At 55.0% G+C, this 19,414-nt stretch carries 13 protein-coding genes; 10 read left to right on the top strand and 3 right to left on the bottom strand.

The window, feature by feature from the left end; all coding sequences use genetic code 11:
• From B4V04_RS17575 to B4V04_RS17550, 6 genes are all read left to right on the top strand, one after another.
• Window positions 1-2,886: a P-loop NTPase family protein gene (locus B4V04_RS17575; protein ID WP_498232953.1), complete on the top strand. Its 2,886-nt coding sequence runs from the start codon at window positions 1-3 to the stop codon at window positions 2,884-2,886.
• On the top strand, window positions 2,876-3,556 hold the full coding sequence (locus tag B4V04_RS17570; RefSeq protein ID WP_137711888.1) for a hypothetical protein: 681 nt from the start codon (window positions 2,876-2,878) through the stop codon (window positions 3,554-3,556). The genes B4V04_RS17575 and B4V04_RS17570 overlap by 11 nt, the downstream gene beginning before the upstream one ends.
• 81 nt (window positions 3,557-3,637) lie before the next feature.
• Window positions 3,638-7,714, top strand: coding sequence for a DEAD/DEAH box helicase (locus B4V04_RS17565; RefSeq protein WP_498232952.1), 4,077 nt, complete (start codon window positions 3,638-3,640; stop codon window positions 7,712-7,714).
• Window positions 7,686-8,129, top strand: coding sequence for a phospholipase D-like domain-containing protein (locus tag B4V04_RS17560; RefSeq protein WP_498232951.1), 444 nt, complete (start codon window positions 7,686-7,688; stop codon window positions 8,127-8,129). Before B4V04_RS17565 ends, B4V04_RS17560 begins: the two co-directional genes overlap by 29 nt.
• A 335-nt stretch (window positions 8,130-8,464) precedes the next feature.
• Window positions 8,465-8,779, top strand: a complete 315-nt coding sequence (locus B4V04_RS17555) for a hypothetical protein (protein ID WP_498232950.1) — start codon at window positions 8,465-8,467, stop codon at window positions 8,777-8,779.
• Between the two features lie 348 nt (window positions 8,780-9,127).
• Entirely contained in the window at window positions 9,128-10,057 is a 930-nt protein-coding gene (locus tag B4V04_RS17550; protein ID WP_498232949.1) for an endonuclease/exonuclease/phosphatase family protein, read from the top strand.
• A gap of 118 nt (window positions 10,058-10,175) precedes the next feature.
• On the opposite strand, the gene B4V04_RS17545 is transcribed toward B4V04_RS17550, so the two are convergent.
• The gene (locus tag B4V04_RS17545) at window positions 10,176-10,904 is read right to left on the bottom strand and encodes a DUF8169 family protein (protein ID WP_498232948.1); all 729 of its coding nucleotides are present in this window, start codon (window positions 10,902-10,904) and stop codon (window positions 10,176-10,178) included.
• Window positions 10,905-10,910: 6 nt separating this feature from the next.
• Window positions 10,911-11,966: a DUF8098 family protein gene (locus B4V04_RS17540; protein ID WP_498232947.1), complete on the bottom strand. Its 1,056-nt coding sequence runs from the start codon at window positions 11,964-11,966 to the stop codon at window positions 10,911-10,913.
• Window positions 11,967-12,191: 225 nt separating this feature from the next.
• On the opposite strand from B4V04_RS17540, the gene B4V04_RS17535 reads away from it, so the two are divergent.
• The 4 genes from B4V04_RS17535 to B4V04_RS17520 all read left to right on the top strand — a co-directional run bounded on the left by B4V04_RS17535 (window position 12,192) and on the right by B4V04_RS17520 (window position 19,074).
• A complete protein-coding gene (locus B4V04_RS17535) occupies window positions 12,192-12,875 on the top strand; it encodes a hypothetical protein (protein WP_498232946.1) in 684 nt (227 codons plus the stop codon).
• 450 nt (window positions 12,876-13,325) lie between these two features.
• Complete coding sequence (locus B4V04_RS17530; RefSeq protein WP_498232945.1) at window positions 13,326-13,988, top strand: transcription initiation factor IIB family protein; 663 nt, start codon at window positions 13,326-13,328, stop codon at window positions 13,986-13,988.
• 91 nt (window positions 13,989-14,079) lie between these two features.
• Window positions 14,080-14,589: a hypothetical protein gene (locus B4V04_RS17525; RefSeq protein ID WP_498232944.1), complete on the top strand. Its 510-nt coding sequence runs from the start codon at window positions 14,080-14,082 to the stop codon at window positions 14,587-14,589.
• Between the two features lie 126 nt (window positions 14,590-14,715).
• Window positions 14,716-19,074 (top strand): AAA domain-containing protein, encoded by a 4,359-nt coding sequence (locus tag B4V04_RS17520; RefSeq protein ID WP_498232943.1) that lies wholly within the window; start codon window positions 14,716-14,718, stop codon window positions 19,072-19,074.
• Between the two features lie 87 nt (window positions 19,075-19,161).
• Here the strand turns inward: B4V04_RS17520 and B4V04_RS17515 are convergent, their stop codons facing one another.
• Entirely contained in the window at window positions 19,162-19,356 is a 195-nt protein-coding gene (locus B4V04_RS17515; RefSeq protein ID WP_498232942.1) for a hypothetical protein, read from the bottom strand.
• Window positions 19,357-19,414 lie beyond the last annotated feature (58 nt).

Below are 19,414 nucleotides of genomic sequence, written 5' to 3'. Positions count from 1 at the left end.
ATGAGTACTATTCAGCAAGACTCGGAGCTTCAGTGCCCGCACTTCGAGGCAGTCGACGAGAAGACGCTCCGACAATTGTTCTCGAAAGTCGCAGCGGTACGCTCAGACAACAAAGACCTGTTCGAGTTCACACACCGGCCGATCGAGGTATTCCGGTCGCCGCAGGGGACTCGATCAGAAGAGGAAGTCGTCGGAGAGAAGGAAGTGTACCGCGAGTTCACCGACCAGCGAGTCGGGAATTTCTCGGTCGTTATTGAAGGAGAGGTAGGGACCGGGAAGTCAGAGTTGTGTGCTTTCTTATCACACCAACTTGAGGAAGACGGTCGACCAATCCTGCACGTCGACAAGGACGACGACCTGATGACGCTCCTCTCGGAACGAATCCCGGAGTTCTACGAGAAGCACTTCGACGAAGAACTGCCCGGCGCATCGAACTTTCAGCAGCTCCGGGAGGACCTCAAGAAAAACGCGAGTGTTGTCGCCAACAACGCAACATCCGGCGCGATTCTCAACCTCAGTGCGCGCGGCAACGAAGTTGACGCACAGGGGAAAGAAGAAAAGATCCGAGAATTTGTTCAGGACCAACTCTCACTTCTCGTCGAAAAGGGTGAATACGCGAAAGAGATCAAGTTTGTTACCGAGCAAGCGTACCGCCGGAACGATTTCCTACAGGTTATTGAGGATTCTATTGATGTCGAAGACGCCGTTGAAGCGTTCAACGAGGAACTCTGGCGGGAGATCCGGGAGCGCTACCAGACGGCATCCCTCGGCGATGTTCTTGAGCGCGTGGGAGACCGGTTCACGGATACGCGCCCAGTAATCATCTTCGAGGACTTCGCTATCACGGCAATGGAGGGGAAGCGGCTCCGGAACTACATGGAACGTGATAAACCAAGCGACAATTGGGACTTCGTGGTCGCTGGCACTCGAGACTCAACGGACGTTCTCCACACGCAGACTGCTGAGGACCGTTTCGAATTTTATCGAACGAACCGCCAGAACTCGAACAGCGTCCTCTTCCTCGACGAGGACTCCGCTGTCGACTTCATCCGGCCGTACCTCGGCTACTTCAAGTCCTTCGACGGGAGCGTGGAGTACGACCGTAGTGGGGATGGACTTGACCTCTCGTTGAATCCCGCTCCTTCTGAGTCAATCTGTGCTGACTGCGGGTTCTGTGATGAGTCATTCCGAGACCTCTTCCCGTTCAACGAGCCCTTCCTCGAACGCGTCTACGCTGGGCTTCAAGACGACGAGCAGTCCCCGAGAGAGTACGTTATGGCCGTATTCGATGTGCTCCGTGATTACTACGAAGGGTACGTCGACGCCCCGTCGAGTGCTGACCGTCTAACAGTGTTAACTAACAATGTTGATCCAGCCACTCCAATCTATGAGAGCGCAGAATCTCTCGCAAACCTTGCGCGGTGGTATGGAGTTCCGACAACTGACGGGATTAAGGTCGACGCTAGGTTCGTCGACGCCTTCGGAGAATCTGAAGCAGTGGAGGGAACTGACGGGGTCACTCGTTCGGATGGTTTCGTCACAGTCCCGACTGATATCGAGTCCCCGGGTCCAACCGGACCGGGACCTACAGGGCCGGGACCTACGGGACCGGAACCTCCTAAACCGCCACAGCTCAGCAAAGCCGAACGGTTAATCCAAGACCTCCGACCGAACGTCCAGCCGTGGCAGAGCAATCCGGGGGAGTTCTCTGATATCACCCGATACCTCCGTATCGGGCTGACCGATTCGATCAAACATCTCACCAACGACTTGGAACTGTTCGATGGGATGGGACTGCGGTATAATTTGAGCAGCCAGAAGGATCCGTTCGTCTTTGCGAGTCAACAGCGGTCGCCTGATGACGATCAGATCGTGATCGATCCACAAGAGTTCCGGCTATCCGATCTGAAAAAGCTCCTCAAGTTCGGGATCTACCGGGAGGAAGAGAACTCACAGGCGGACTTCGACGAGTTGCTCAGAGGCCTTGGAACACAGTTGACAGGGTATGCACGACAGTGGCAGCAGGAGATCGTCGAACATCATCTTCGTTCGGACCTGAAATTCTTCAAAAAGAACGCAGATCACACATTCGAGGATTTCGCTCTCGCGGGCTACGCGTACGTGGTTCTTCTAAGTTCTCCGTTCGAGGAAGTCACCGCCGAGCGACTGAGTGAGCGATTCAGCGAATCTGGCTCCTACACGCTTGATTCGGAACTTCGAGAAGCACTGAGGCAAGAGGTCTCGAAAGATGGGTTCGATGACCTCGTCAAGTTCATGAACCAAGCCGACCGGTTCGAGGAGATGGTCAGTGCCTTTTATGGCGCTAACGCGAACACGCTCGATGTGGCTCGTGTCCGTGAGCGGCTCGAAGAGCATCCTCCTACTGCCGTCTTCGAAGGGCTTGGTCGGGGTCGAATCCAGCGTGTCTCGTCTCGTGTGCGCTTCGATACGGACAGCAAGATTCGGGATATTGCGGATATCTCGTACGACCTCAACCAATTGTTCGAAGAGCTGGAAGGCGAGTATAGAGAGGAGACGGTCACCACAGTCTCCGACGAACTCGCCTCAGTCTCTATCTCGAATATCGATGGTATTCTCGAAACGCTCCGGACGTATGACCACGTGGACACCGACATGGTCGAGTCACTCGGTAAGTTCGTGGCGTTAGATCAGCAAGCTATCGACGAGGCGGCGGACGCCGCTCGTCTCGCTGGTGACCTTGAGAACAGGTCGGCTGACGAACGGCTACAAGCGATACTGATCAGCATGACACTCACGAAAACCAACGTCTACGAGCGTTACGACGATATTTCGATTGTCGGCGGTGGCACCGAATCCAACTTTGCAAAGAACTTCCTCGAGATCGGAGGCTACTATGTCGACTGACAGTGAGTCGCTCGAAGCCAAGCTACAAAGCGTACAGAAGCAGTATCGACGTCAGCATCTCGCTGACGAACTGGACGAACTAGCGGAGACGATGGAGGAAACACTCCTCCAGCGTGAACTCGCAAGTGCGTTCTTCGACGAACGTGTCGACATCGACACCTCGGCACGCCAGTCTGTCGACGAGGTCATGGATTTGCTCGAACGCGGGGAATACGAAACCATTGAGGAACGTCTCCCGGCGCTCGAATCAGAGGTAGAGAGTGCAGAGACGACAGTACAGAACCGGATTCAGGAGCTTCGACTGAAGCACAATTCAACGGTTACCGCGATGCAGCGGTTGAACGACCGGGTTGAGCGCGTCAACGAGTTACGCCTCCGGGCGCTTGGCGGTCTCCTTGACGACTGGCGGTGGAAGGAGCACGTCTATTCGGAGGAGGACGTGAAGTTTGAAGAGTTAGCTCAGAATGCCCGCGAATACGGTCAGGAGATGCGTGAGGCGTTTGATGAACTTCAAGAGACGCTGTTTGGCCACTATCCTCCGGATATCAGGTCGTTGATCGAGCGGATGATCGACGACGAACGCCTCTCGTACGCCGATCTACAACCCGAACAGCGGACGCTGCTCGCTGAGTCAGATATCGGCGAATATATTGAGCTGACACTCTCGTAGTCTCTTTCTCTCCCCTCGTTACGAGGTGTTAGTAAGCTTGAAGAACGGGCGGGTGAACGACAATAGTATCCCGTTCTTCTCATGCAATTCGTAGACCGGAACACGAAGTCATCTCGGCTGAACGATGATATTCAGCCGCTGATCGAGGCGATACTTCAGAACCGCCGAATCTTCAGGGCGGATCAGGAAGACCCTCCGTTCGTCACCGAGGCGCTCAAGTACAGGCGTGAGCGGCAGAAGAGACGACAGACGAGCCCGTACACCGGGTCTGATGAGTTTGTTCAAGGGATCATCGACCTGTTTGGATTCGATCCACTAGACTTCCAAGTCGAGAGTTGGCAGACGGTCGATGAACTCGACCGGGAACGGCGAGAGTCGAATCAGAACAAGGCTGCCGTGTTTTCTGCACCTACCGGATTCGGCAAGACGGAGGCGTTCCTGGGTCCACTCTACCAGCTGCTTCGTGATGGACGTCAGGAGTCGACGGCCATCGTCTACCCGAGTCGGGCGTTGCTACAGGATCAACTGGGTCGTGTCCTCGAACATATCCACCAGATCAATTCAAACACCGATGATCAGCTCTCTGTTGGTGTCTACGTCGGTGGCATGCCGTACAAAATGAATGAGGTCGAGGGCGACCGGACCTTCTTCACTGGTGATAGCGGCCGCCCTCGGTTCAAACTAGCCAACTGCTGGTGTGGCGAGGAAGGCAGTCCGAACGCGTTCGAGTACCACGGAACTTCCCAGAGTTACACGCTCCGTTGTGAGGCCAACCCGGACCACTCGTTCACCGATCGTGAGCTGATCTTGTCGCGCCACGACATGGTGTTCAACAACCGGCCCGACATCGTTCTCACAACACTTGAGTCACTGGAAGGGTTCGCTCTCAAGCCACACTATTCGCTGGTCGATGACTTCGAAACAATCGTCCTAGACGAGGTCCACATGAACACCCAGATTCGAGGGGCTCATGCGTCGAAGATCATCGAGAACGTCAACGCGATTACCGAGCAGCCCATCCTCTGGTTGGGGTCGAGCGCTACCATCGACAATGCGGCTCGATTCGGAAAGCGCCTCTTCGGCGTGTCGAACGACGACATCCGCACCGTCGAACCCGGCGCATCGGATTTCGATGACGACCACGACGATTACGAACACTACTACTTCATGCTCGCCGCGCCTGATGGGCCAGGGGCGTCGTCGATGTCGATCCAACAGCACCTTCTCCTCGGACACAGCCTCCTTGAGCAGTCCTCCGGGCAGCGTGGGAAGATGCTCGCCTTCATCGATAGTATCTCGCAAATCAATCAAAAATACACGCAGCTTCTCGACGCGGACCACAACCGAGAGCTCTGGCGCTACCACCTCGGCGACGGCGACGATGATGTCGAAGACTGGGCGGCCGTTGCTGAGGCGATGGATCACAGGTTCCTCGATGAACACCTCTCGTTCATGCCGGTCTCTGCCGAACACGGCTTCGACTCGGGTGACGTCGGTTCCAGCGACGTCCTTCTGTCCACGTCGTTCTTAGAAGTAGGAATCGACGTCGGGGAAATCAAGACGATTACGCAGTACAGGACGCCTTGGGACCTTTCCTCGTTCAAGCAGCGTGCCGGTCGCGCCGCACGGAAGGAAGGGATGGACGCACACGTTGCGGTGATGCTCTCCAGTCTGACGGGGGACTCGAACATGTTCTACCGGGCGGACCGGTTCCTCGACTCTGACATCCGCACACCACTCAAGACAGACAACGATGTCATTGAATGGATCCACTCACGGTTCCGTGAGTACTACGAGGTGTCGCTCGGAATCGCAGATCAGCCCAGTCTCAGCCTTCGTGACCCCGGTGAACAGTTCCTCGACGAATATCTCGGCGATCGACTCGAGTTCGACGCCTACCGTGATCTACTGCTTTCGCCGGGGGAATTCTTTGACGAGGAGTTCGGAGTCGACGTCGCTTCACAGCCTTTGCTCTCAGAGGAACTCGTCGGCGAGGCGCGTATGGCGCTCAGGTCAGACCTGGAAGACCAACGCGAGACGTTCGAGGAGATTGAGTCATTCTTCGAGCTCGATGACGGAAACGTAGTACGGGGCGAAGAAACGGTCAACACCTATGTCCACAAGGTCCAAGATCAGGTACTCGAACTGATCAACGCCTTCTCCGGGCAGGTGTCGGGCTATGAGGACGAACTCGAGGCGCTCGGGGAAACGGGATACGAGGAGGAAGTAGCATCGCTCGAATCGAGTTTAGCAGACCTTCGAGAGACTGCGTCGGAAATTCCTGAAGGGGATACACAGACCAAGATACGACATTTCGATGACTTACTCGCGGACCTATTCAGTCTAACCGGTCCGCTGATGAAATTCCGAAGCCGGCTTGATCGTGCTACAGATCGGACGATCCCACAAGTTCGGACGGACAGGCTCAGCGACGTACAAGACGCGGCTATGCAGCTCGACAGTCTAAGCGACGATGAACGGATCAAGGATTACTACCGCACACAGAAACGCATCCACTACCTCATCGAGGCACTCGACGAATTAGAAGAATACGTCGCGTTTAGCAACCCGCACCTCAGTCTCTACGCTGTCAAGCGGCTCCTCCGGGGTGCGTATTACTTCGAGCAGTACCTCGGCGTGAACGATCGTAGCCTCGGAGAGGTTTGGTACATCCCCCAGAACTACTTCGGTGGTGCTGGGCGCTTCTTTAGCGTCTTCAACCCCGATAACGGCGACAGCACTGATGAGTCGATCGACAAGCTCGTGAGTACTTACACGCCGTATCGATCGGAGTACCAATCGGAGACCAACCAGATGTACGCGTTCCTACCGCGTACTCGGGTCACAGAAGACGGTGTGGAACTGGACTACTCCCAGCACGTCAGCGGGGAGATCCAGGACGGCATCCTCATACCTGACTCAATTGAGCTGTCCGCGATGGCCGATTTGAGTGAGGATGCCATGAACATCGTCCGGTACTGTCCCGTCTGCTACCAGGTAATCACCGATATCGATAGCTGCCTACGCCACAACAAAAGTGAACTGGGGAAAATTCATTCGAACCCCCAGGTGAGTACGAACGTCGAACTCCGCTCGGAAACGGAGCGGACAGGTTCGGTAACGCTTGCGGACGTCTCCTCGGAGGTAACTCTCGACGGAGTTACGCTGAGTATCCGTCCTGCTCAGTCATGGGGGACGCAGGTGAGTTTCGATCAGCGGGACCCGTTCGAGGTGGAACTCGACAGCCCGGAAGAGAAACTCGGCTTCCAAATCGACACACGAGGACTCGTGTTCGATCTCGAGTCGTTCCTCGAGAGAGTCGTCGACGAGGACGTTCGTTCGCTCGTCGAACGCTACCACGAGTTCGAGGAAATCGACTACGAGTACGTCGCGTATCACACGGCAGCACACTTCTACCTCCAAATCGTCTCGGAGATCAGCGCCGTTAACACCTCGATGTTGTTCTACGGATTCGACCGCGACGCAGGCGAGGTGTATATCTTCGAACGAACAGAGGGTGGCCAGGGAGTCGTCGACTTGGTCTTCGAAGACCTATCGAACGATCCCGGGACTGTGTTGGAAGCGATCAACCGGGCCGGATACAACTCGCAAGTTATCAACGAACGCCTGTGGGCGAGTGAACCTTTCGTCGACCTGCTCTGTACATCGACCGCTGAACCCGATGTCGAGTCGGCGGTCAGAGAAGCACTCGATACCCCGTTCGAGTCAGTGGTGGATCGGGTCGTTCAAGAAGTCCTGTCCAGCGTTGACAAAGCCGAACAGTTCGCAATCGACGAGGAAATCGACGCCACCGACGCGTTTCGGGTCAAGCAGACAATCGCTCAGAAACAGGTAGACGGGGTGGACGAGTTCCCCGATACTGCCGTCGATGCGCTAAGCATAGATCTCTCCGACGTCGACCGAGCAAAAACGGTGTTCTTCTCGCCTGATATCGATGGCTGTGTGGAGAATCTCCATCTCGGGGAGTGCATCGCCGCGACGGATCAGAGTGACTCACTCAGTTACGTCCTACTCGAAGCCCTTCGAGAGGATATTACTGAAACGGTTCCCGCTGACCAGACTAGTACCGAGATGTTCGACCGAGAAATACCCCCAGCAGGTGAATTCGATGACAAGAGCGTTTTCCTTACCTTCTGAGAGCCTCTCGTACTTCATCGGGTTCACGCTGCTGCACTGCGACCCTGTCGTCGTAGTCTCGCCCTGGCTGAGCGATGTCTCCCTTAGTCTCCCGATCAACGACCGATTCGAGTCTCGGGAAGTGTCCCTCGTCGAAGCGCTGGCAACGCTCTCAGAGAAGGAGATCCATCTTCTGGTTCGTTCCGGGGAGTCACACAACGATTACATCAAACGGAGACTCCCCGAGCACGTTCATGTTCAGGAGATCGACGGCCTCCACGCGAAGGCTGTCGTCTCGGACTCGTTCGTCTACCTCGGCTCGGCAAATATCACACGTGGCGGCCTTACTCTCAACCGGGAACTCTGTGAGGTAATCGAAAACGAGTACGGTTCGGCGACCGAGTACGTCAAGCTGACACTCGATCTTACTGTGTGATGAACGCGTTCAGTTTCGTTAAGAGTGGCTGGTGATTTGACTCTGGAGAACCCTCAGAATCAGATCGGAATAGCGTACACAAAAACGAAAATAATGTTAGGGAAGACCGGCTCTGCTGAAATAATCAGAATCTGATAGTACTGGTTGATGTATACTGGGTATGTATTTACCGTCGATAAAGCATATTATCCGTAAAGAGTAGCTCTACAGCATGAGTATCATTCAACAAGGTGGGAGCCTGTCAAGAAAGAACCGCTGTATTGTTCTCTCAATAGCCTATTTCGAACCCACATAATTAAATTGTCACGTACCCTAGTTCCCTACGGAAGCTATTGATGAGGTACCCTCCTGAGCCTGAACCAGATGACACCGATCTCCCGGGAGATTGGAGAGGAGGGAAGGTTTACCGAAATTCTCAGGGATTTAGACGGATATTCGTAAATGAATCTCGTGAATTGTGCATTTGGTATTCCTCCCTAGGTGATCGAATTCCGCTTGAACGACTGCACAAAACGGAAGACGAGACTGGAAACGAATCTTTGGATAGAGAAGAAATTCACTATTATCAAGCAGGAAATGAGGCAATAGCTCTTGACAAATCTATAATAATGATGGAGAAAGTGGAAAACGGTCAAATTGAATACGATTAAAAACTGGTTGGTAGTAAAAGCTGGACCCTCCCTACGACCGGTCCAGAGAACTGCACGCGAATACGGTATTCGGGTACGAAATACGCTTTAGAGTCCAATTTTAGCCGTTGGTTCGCTTTATTGAACGGTATATCGTAGGCGTGGTGAGTGTTGATTATATTTCACTAGCTCTGCTAAGTCAATAGATTCGACCGAATCTGTGTGCTAAATTCTAGTATGGATTCAACCATTTACCCATTACTCTGGTGGTCGGCAGAAGCGTCAGTTTTGACGATAGTATCAACGGTTAAGATAAGTATGTTGTATTCCGTGAGTGATGTTTACATTCCACGGAGATAGAAGATAGGTATGAGCCTCGGCACTGCGTTGCGGGTGTTATCGTGGAATGTTCAGGGTGCGGTTCCACCGAACGGAAGTATCGAGCGAATTCGGAATCAAGTAACATATCTGGAAAATAGTGTGGGCCTGCCGGATATTGTGTTGTTGAATGAGGTGACGACAGTTCAGCGTGAGCGTTGGCGAGACCTCTTAGCGGAAATTGGATATGAAGAAATCGTTGATACGTTGGATTGGGCGGCAGAACTGCGTGAAAGCACTGTCCCACCCCATCAAGATTACAACCACGTGAACGGTAATCTGATTGCTGTCCACGAAACGAGTCCTGCAAGTGATCTGGAACGGATGTCTGCGAGCATTCGATATGGGCCGTGGGAGGGTGCGGATTTGAAGGACTGGGATACGAACGTTCCTGAAAAGGTCCTGAACGCCACCGTTTCGCTTGGAGATACGACACTCGAGTTGTGGAATGTACGGGCGGTGCCGGGCAGTATGCATGGCGAAGAGAAAATCAAGATTCTAGAAAATGTCTACAATCGAATAATGAAAGGGAGCAGCATGCCCTGTATTTTGGCAGGCGATTTCAATAGCCCGAATCAAGAATTGGCGGATGGGACAATCATTCCTTGGAGGTACGAGGACGAGGGGGAGATCGCTGAACGATGGGTAGAGGCTGAGATGAATATCCTACGTGGGTTAGAGGACAAGGGAATGGTGGACGTATTTCGGGACCAACACGGTTACGGCGATTTGAATATTCTGGACGTGAGTCACGCTACCCAAACGGAGGAAGCGTTGGGAGTGTCACCAGCGGACGTTGAAGGAAAGCGATTTGATCATATGGTAGCTTCAACCGACCTCAACCCAGGTGAGTGTTGGTACGGACATAAGGGCTTCAGTTGTAGTGACCATGCACCTCTCGTTGCGGAGTTCAGTCCGTAGTCTGGGACCTCGGTGACCGACTCGCGCGCTGTATCCAGCATGACCTCTCCAAACTATCAGTGGTTGAGGATTACAACAGAGGCAGTAATTAAGAAGAAGATTACAGCTTCGAACTAATTCACGAGGTAGATGAATCGAGTGGCCGAACCTCATCGACGGCTGAGAGACCTTTTGGATGGACAATCGTGATCGTCCACTCCTCACCCTTCGCGCCTTTGAGAACCTCGTTGATCTCGTCCGCGAGATCGAGCAGATCATCTCGGTCAGTCGTGGCAAACACGCCCGAACTCTCTTCACCCTCTGCGGACCAGAGTGCAGCATCGCCAACGACGCTTCGATCCTTGTTGTTCGGAATAACGTCCTGCAGTGCGAACAGTACGGTCAGTCCTGGCTGTTGGTCGAACAAGCCGTCTGGAACGACTTCATCGGCAAGATAGCTAAGCCGGCGTTCGATCGAACGGAGTGCATGGCGGAGCTCACGTAGGACCTTACGCCGGTCATCTAACTGAGCAAGTTTCATCTGAATGTTTCGTACGTGCCGCTCATCGTTCGTCTGAAAATATGGACGCCGTGACGCAGGGTCATACTCACCTATGTCCTCCGCCTCGTCGATGAGGTACGCGAGGAAATCCTCGTAGATGTGTTCACGGCGTTCCCGGACCTCCTCGAGTTCGCTAGCGACGGTCACTCCAACGACGATCTCGACATCGTCACTATCGATTAACGGAGACGTGTGGTCGCGTTCAATAACCCGCTGGGCGTAGTTGAGGAGGATACTCGTGTCAACGAAGACGTTGTCGGGACTCAGTGTCCCCACCCCTGCATCATCATCTCCGATACCGGGCATGTTCTCTCATTCGAGATACTGTGTTGATAAATCGCATAGTCTTTCGGACAGGACATTATCGTCGATCGGTTCGTAGTCGCCTGGTGCTGGGAGGAGGTCGACCGAAGCGAGATCAGCCGCGATTGTGCTTCGTTCGTCGAGGACGCGATCGTCAAACTCTTCGAAGGCGGCGAGTTGCTCTGCGTGCAAGTGGTCGGCCTGAGAGCCACTCGCGGTGTTCGCTGAGATGAGGAGACAGGGATACTTCCAGATGTAGTAGTAGAAGAAGTCCTGAAGGCGTTCGATGGCCGACCGATGTTCAGGAGTGAGATCAGCCTTCGAATGCTGATCGAGTCGCATTACGGCGTCCTCAATAAGATCGGTACCCTCAACGACGACACTGAGAGTCTGACTGAGGTCGTCGTGGCGACCGATATAGTAGTGGAGGTCAGAAATCGAGAGTCCGATGGACTCCCGAATCGAAGCGATCGACCGTTCTGGGGTGCCGCCCTCGATGATGGTGTCAATCGCGTCGACGAGGTCCGCGAGATGCGTCCGGAGATGTGTGCTTTCGATGTACAGAAGACGGTACTCGTCGGGAGCCGTCTCTTGGTAGAAGTTCTGGAGGAATCGCATTGTCCGTTGGTGCCAGAGGTCGGGGATCTCTTGGCGGTAGAACGACAGCAAATCGCTTCGGGAGACGTACGCTTCGAGGTCGGACGATGGCTCCGAATCGAATTCCTCTCCTGAATCGGTAAATAGAATCGGATCCACCGTGCTAACGCTTTCAATCACGTCCTCAGAATCTGTTTCCGGAACTGACGGACTGCTTGGTCCTGTCGGTCCGTCAGCGGTTTGGAGTGCATTCGGACCGATCGACCGTTCAGGGACGACAGCACCGGCGAGATACCAGCTATGAGTGACCGGAATCTCGAACTCGTCGATTGCGAAGAACAGGAGCTTCTGTATTTTCGTCTTGTTCGCGTAGCTCTCATCGATTTCCGGGAGTGAATCTATCGCCTCTCCGAGGACGTCGAGAAGCTGATCAACGAGTTCGGATTCAGTTTCAGTGAGGTCAATCATCAGTTCTCGACGGTAGTGGCGTTTGTGCCGATGATCGCAGCGAGGGTGTGCAGCAGTAAATCTCTTCGGTCGTTTAGTCATCCTGGTCGGAGTTTTTCGGGCAGGTACCGTTCAGTCAGTATAGAGAGCATATCCCATTTAAATTGATACCTGACGAAACCCGCTAATTTTTGACGGCCAGTCTTCTGGCGGGTGGATTATCACCCTGACACGTGTAACGAGAGTATGGCTTCCACATCACCGCTTAATGTCGAATACTGGGCTCTCCAGTACTCGGCTCAACAAGATGACACTGCGACATACACAAACGTAATTCGAGGTCGTACGGACGCCCTTGAGCGCGCGCGAGCCCTCTGGGATTGGAAAGACCTCAGTCGCGGAGTTGATGTGGATGAAGTTACCGATGTCCTCACAACTGATGAGCTGATCGACCTCCTCGAAGACAGTCCCGGCGATGCAGTCGGCCAGTTAGCCGACTTACTCGTGGAGCGCGGCGCACTTGCAAACCGGACCGTCGTCACTCCCGCGTTTCTCCTCCATCTCGCTGACAGCGGTCCCGGCCAATACTCCGTTCGCTTCCCGATTTTTGATGTTCGATGCTGGGTCGCGTATGTCTACCTAACGAGACGACGTGATGGAGAACGGCCACTTCCAAGGAGTGCGACCCAATCGCCGGAACGCTTCGGCGAGTTCAGTGCGTTCTTCCAACGCACAATTCCAGAACATGTCGAGGGAAGACGCTACGAACAGGCGATGTTTCGGTTCGGTGCGTACATTTCTGCGCTTCCATCTGACACAATCAGCGACATAGACTCTCACCTGAATGAGCTGGAGAACGCGATCTCGAGCGTGTACGAGTCTTCCGGTTTCGCACTCACATCTGATTCCGCTCGAGGGTTCGAATACTGATCTCGGTTATCAATTTAAGTCAGATACTGTTGCTCTGTCGTACTGGGCGAACCCGGCACAGAACGTGCCTCTGACAATCGCCCACCCTTTCAGGCGTCGACCGAGGGTAAAGCTCAAGAGAACGCCGGACACATAACAGGATAAGTACCGACCCGCTGCATCAGCAGCACCGGCTTGTTGGCACCGACAACGAATTCCCGTCAGCCCCAACGTCTCGCCAGTAGTGCAGCTTCGGCCACAACAGCCGGCCCCCACCCCAAAAGTCGCAGTGAAACGACTTCGGGGACAGAGTGTCCAGATTGCGTCGACGGCGAAATCCTCACCGAGGATGGAGTCACCTATTGTAACGGCTGCGGCGTTGTAGTCGAAGACTCCCCGGTCGAGTACAGCGAGCCCCAGTGGCGCGACTACAAAGACCGCCGACTCGGGCCAAAGCAGAGTCAACAGTGGGTGCATACCGGCACCACGATTACTCGATCCGTTCACGGTGACACGGATCGACTCAGCCGGTACAATGAGCGGCTGCAGAGTGATGAACGCTCACTCGTAAGCGGCCTCCGTGAACTCCGCGATGTCGCAGCAGCAGTTGAACTATCTCAGCCGCTCCGTGAGCGGGCAGCGTACTGGTACCGAAAAACCGTCCAGAAGGGGTTATTAAAAGGCCGATCAATTGAGGGGTTCGCCGCCGCGTGTGTGTTCCTCTCCGCCAGAGAGCGTCGACATCCGATGACGCTCAGCCGGCTCGCTCAGTACTCTCCGCTCTCGGAATCGAAAATCCGCAATCACGTGAGTGTCCTTCGTGTCGAGTTCGAACCGTCGATTCCTCCCGCCCGCCCGCAGGACTTCCTCCCACGTATCGTCTCTGAGCTTGAGTTCGACCCGGACGTCGAACGCAGAGCAAGCGGGTATCTCACTCGGGCAACTGACGAGGAATTGCACATCGGTAAACATCCTGCTGCAATCGCTGCGACAGCGGTGTACGCTGCCGCGACCGACCTAGGTATCTCGATCAACCAGCAGGCAGTAGCAGAGGCCGCCGACGTCTCGACGGTCACTATTTCACGTCACTACCAAGATATTCGGGAACTCTCCCCGCCGGAGTCCAGCTTCTAGCTCGATAGCAACTGTAGATATTCGATGCTGGCTGGTTTCGTTCGTGTCCCGTTTATCTATTTAAGTAAGGTGCTGTTCCACTAATGTATTGATGACGGAAGATCTATCTCGCTATCCGATCGAGGGACACCTCACGCCAGTTGGTGCACTCACATTCAGCAAATCTGGGGGATGGTGGCGCGCAATCGTCCATTCCGAAGACGAATACGGAAACGAGAAGATCCGATTGTACCTCTGGCGGGACAATGACACCAAGGGATGGGTTACGAAACATAAGTGGAACATCGACCCAGACCACTGGGCGGCCGAGCGACGCGTCGTCGAAGACTACGCCGGTACGACCGTTGATGCTGATACGCCCTACTTCCCCGTCCAGCACTACAACGTGGTCGGCGGACAGACGATCAAAAAGACAGACGACTGGTGGACTGCCGTCGTCCAGTACGAGGACGACTACTCATCGACGCACAAGACGCGTCTCTACATGTGGCAACTCGAAAATGGCGATGAGAAGGGGACCGGCTTCAAATGGAACGTTCGCAGCGATACGTGGCCGGAGGAACGTGACGCCGTCGATCGCTACGTAGAGCACCTCCAGTGACAGCGATAGCCCCGAGCAAGAGCCAGCAGACTCTCACCCGACACATTTCGATCCATGACTAACTCTCAGCGAACGACCGTCAGTCCGAGTGCGATCGCACAGTTCTACAAACTTCAGCAGTGCCCGATGTACCTGTACCACCGTTACGTCGACGAGAACCTCGGTTCTATCTCGGATATCTCCCTGAGTCCTCTCCTCGCCGCAACAGGCCAAGCGTTCGAAGCTGGGCAGCTCCGCCACCTTCTCGAGGCAGACATATACAGCATCGGACCGGCCGATGAGGACCACCCCTTCGACGAACGGTGGAGCGGTGACCCGGAGACAAATATCGAACGGCTTCGAACAGTCGTCGAAGACCTTGCGACAGGCGATAGGTCGAACCCAATCGTCTTCTTCCAACCACGGATCGAGGGGACTGTCGGTGCGTGGCCCATTCGTGGTGATGCGGACATCGTCATCGCTAGCCCGGACACGACCGCTCCTGGTCCCCGAAGCGTGGAGGTACGCGTTGTCGAACTCAAGTCCTCGAGTTCAGTGAAAACTCACCACCAGCTACAAGCTGCCATCTACTCGCTTCTGCTTGAGTCTCTGTTTGCGGACATCAATACGAGCGTCTCAGCGAGTATCGTGTCACAGGAACCGGAACGGAACGACCTCGCGGCTCTCGTGACATCCACCGGTGATCTCGATTTACGACGAGTCGGAACATTCGATCTGAGCACGCGCCAGAACGATATCCAACTCCTCCTTGAACCCGACGGTGCGCTTGACGCTGAGCTCCTTGACGGCGACGAGATGCGAGAATCCGGCGATCCGCCTACCTACCGAATCGACGCCCGATGTGACGACTGTGCTAAGCAGTCGAAATGTATCGCGCACTCGGTGACGAACCACAACCTCGCTCTGCTTGGGCTCAGTGAGGGCGTACAGGAGTCCCTCAATAGTCTCGGCATCGAAGACCTCCACGACCTCGCAACGCTCTATGACTGGCCGACTGAGGAACGTAATCGGAGAGCGACTTCTCATGTCCACCCGCGCCCCAAGGAGCCGGAATTAGTCACGCGCATCCTACGGGAAACGGAGATCTCGAACCTCCGCGATACCGCACAGATCGCCCACCGTTTCCTGCGGCAGATCGATCCTGATTACGAAGATCAGTGGCAACAACGATCCGACAAGGCCGGTCCGTGGGGAGACTACCTCATCGGCTCCGGTCGAAACCTTCCCGATGATAATCCGCCGGAGAGCTTCAATCTCGATTATCCTCGGAAGTCACTCGTGCGAGTCTATCCCTACGTCCAGTACGATTTCGTACGCAATCGGGTCGTGCTTCTCGCGGCGAAGGTAACGTCCAGCCGATACGAGGATGAGCACGACACTGGGAAGTTTATTGTCAGCCACCCGGATGAGCTTCCGAACCTAAACAACGAACGTAAAGATCAAGAAGAGCGCCGGTTGATCGAGCGGTTCTTCGAGAGGCTCTCCTCTGCGGTCAACGAGGTTCGCCCTGACCTCAGTGAGGAGGGGTATAGCGATACGGAAGGCTTCGTCCATATCTATCCGTACGGGGACTCCCAGCGGCGGACGCTTATTGACGCTGTTAAGCGCCATCCCGAATCGGATGCCGCACAGGCGATTCGGACCCTTCTCGGCTACCGTGAAGAAATCGACCAGACGAGTGTGAGTGTCCTTCGAGACGAGTTCCGCGACAGACACGCGTTCCGATACCCGGGACTGGGCGTCGTTCAAACAGCAGCTCAGTTCTACTCGAGAGATACGGAACTCGACTGGGAGCGTCCACGGGACGCTGAAGAGGTGCCACTCAAGCAGGTATTCGACCTTGGCTTCTTCGAGACGACCGTTTCGTACGATCAGATGGGCTCTCGTATCCTCCTCGATTTCGACGATGGTCTCAAAATTGCCTCGGACCACTTGAGAGGTGAATTCCCCATTCTCGGTCGAAATCAGGACACGCTTCCGCTGGAGTACCTCTACGCTACCGAAGAATTCGATCTCCTCAAACCAGATCTGGCTGAGGATCCGGAGATGCAGTCACAGATCGAGCGATACCGTCACCACACCGATGCGGGGTCATCACGAGTGACACTAGACGACGTTGAGGACGTCGTTCACTCCATTTGTGAGGCCTATGAGCATATCGAGCGCTCGATTCGTGACAAGGACGCGACGATGACGAAAGAGCCTATTGAGCTTGGAGACCTCCGCGAGAATACGCTCGGCGTATCTGAGCTTCAGTCGACATGTCTGGAGTATCAGGAACTCGAATTCGGTGCGAATCGGCGCGAGCTCGTCTCCCACTACCGGACACCACTCAGTCAACGCACGACGACCGGCCGCGCAATCCCGTTCGAGGTTACTGAACCGCCTGAAGAGGGCGATGATGACTCAGAGCCACGGATGTGGCTCGGTGGGTCGATACTCCGGTCGCTCGGGGACGATTCACAGGATGGGATTCAGGCCGACACTCCTCTCTCGCTCGAGGAGGGGAGTTTCGTCGTAATGACGCCGTTGAAACGTAACGGCGACGGAAGCCTAACTGAGGACGTGAGATCACCACAGCGGATCGCAAATCAGGTGCTGGGACGACTCACTCGTGTCGATACCGAGACGGGTACGGTCCGGATTTCCTTCCTCGGAGCTCAAAGTAGGTCAAGGGAGAGATTCAAACCGAACCATTCTGGCTGGACGACCGACGAGGACGACGAGTGGGACCGTCAACTCATCGAGGAAGGGATGCAGTTCGTGCTGGACCCGGCACTCGATGACTTCGTCGCCCACCGTGCTCACGCCGCGCTGCAAAATGCCGGCCAAAACGACGTACATAATCGGCTGGTCAATCTGTACGACGACGAGATCTCGGACGCGCTTCGACGGGACTCCCCGCAGTTCGACCCTACATCGGTCCGATCCTTCCTCGAGGAGTTCGACCAAGTAATGCCTGAATCGACGAACTACGACCAGACGGCGTTCGTCTCACAAACGGACCACACGGTTGCCGCACTCCAGGGACCGCCCGGAACCGGAAAAACGAGGTATGCGTCTGCCCCGGCGATACTCGCACGCGCTAACGCTTCGACCGGGTCGTTTTCGGGGATCGCAACGGCCCACTCACACAACGCCGTCGACGAACTCGCTAGGTCAGTTGCAGACGCACAACAACGACTCGCCGAGGATGGGGTACTTGAGAACGCGCTTCTCATTCGGGTGCAATCCGGATCTCTTTCGGGCGACTTCCCCGGAAACGTCCGAGAGTACAGGGCCTACGATGACCGTGACGAACTGCAAGATATCTTCGAGAAATACGTCCTCGGAAACGAGGCGCCAGGTCCCCTCATCGTGTTCACGACGCCGGTAACCCTTCGGAACTTCGTGAACGGTGTGCGCTGGAGTATCGATGAGGACGCCGATTCGGTCGAGGAGTTCATGGCCGATGGCCGTTCTCGGCTCTTCGATTTCGCCCTCGTCGACGAGGCGAGTATGATGGATCTCCCCCTGCTATTTCTCGTCGGCGCGTTCCTCGGCCGGGACAAGCAGCTGATGCTCGTGGGAGACCATCGTCAGATGCAGCCCATCCAAGCACACGATTGGGAGAGAGAGGATCGCCAGACGATTGAAGAGAACACTCCTGCAGTCTCCGCACTTGATTTCGTCCGGTTCCTCCGCGGTGATCAGGACAGTAACTTCGAACAGTTCGATCGTGAACCGCCGACTTGGAGTGAAAAGGATGCGGTACTCCCGATGGACCAGCTGAAACTAACCTATCGGCTTCCTCCCGCAATGGCTCGTTTCGAAACCGAGCTGTTCTACCACCGGGACAACATCACGCTCGAGTCGGCCGGGTCGGCACAAACGATTCCGGACGTCCGCAGTGACGATCTCCCTCCCTGGGTAAACGCCGCGCTCGATCCAGAAACGCGTGTTACCGTCTTACTGCACGACGATAACGTCTACACCAAAGACAGCCCCGTCGAGGCCTACTTGGCTGGTAGGGTGCTTGATCCGCTTCCAGTTGTCGCCCAAGAACCCGAATCCGACGAACTGAGCGCGGGCGTCGTGGTTCCCTTCCGCTTGATGCGTCGGCGAATGCAGAACCACGTTGACCTAACTGTCGATACCGTTGAACGGTTCCAGGGCGGCGAACGTGACGTGATGGCGCTGGCGATGACTGCCGGCAACCAAGGGTACGTGAATCAGATCTCTGAGTTTCTGCTCGATGCGAACCGGTTCAACGTCGGTGCCAGTCGGATGAAGCGGAAGCTCTTCATCGTCGTCTCGAAATCCCTGTTTCGGGCTGTCAGCAGTGACCCCGAAAAATACGAGCAACAGAAAGCGTGGAAGCAGCTCTACCAAGCGCTCATCGCTGACCGAGACCCCGTTGAGACGATACAACTCTCTCGCACAAAGGTTCCCGAACTCGATGGGCGGACCGTCTCCGTACAGGTGTATACCGGATTCCGGGATTGACCGGAATCCAAGTTATACCGCTCCGTCCCCCGAGCCGCTAGCAGGTATCCGAATAAATATCACGTTTGAGGTGGCCTTCTAGCTCGCTTACCGATTGCTGAAAATCACGGTCCGTAAGTTCTCTATGGCTTCTCTGTTGTTCATGAGGATGTTTGAGTATATCGGTGAATCAGTTGAGGGACTCCCGATCACCATGTCTATGTTCACCGCGGTTCTCATCAAGCTCACTGTCGCATCGCTAATATCATCCTTGGCCGAGGACACCTGGACGTAGAGCTTCATGACGACGAAGACGCAGTGACAGATGAGCCAATTGTGTAAATTTGTTAATTTTGTCGAT

The organism is Halorubrum sp. B52, assembly GCF_059752555.1.
The sequence above is the reverse complement of the archived record's forward strand: the minus strand, read 5'-3'. Positions and strand labels throughout refer to the sequence as shown.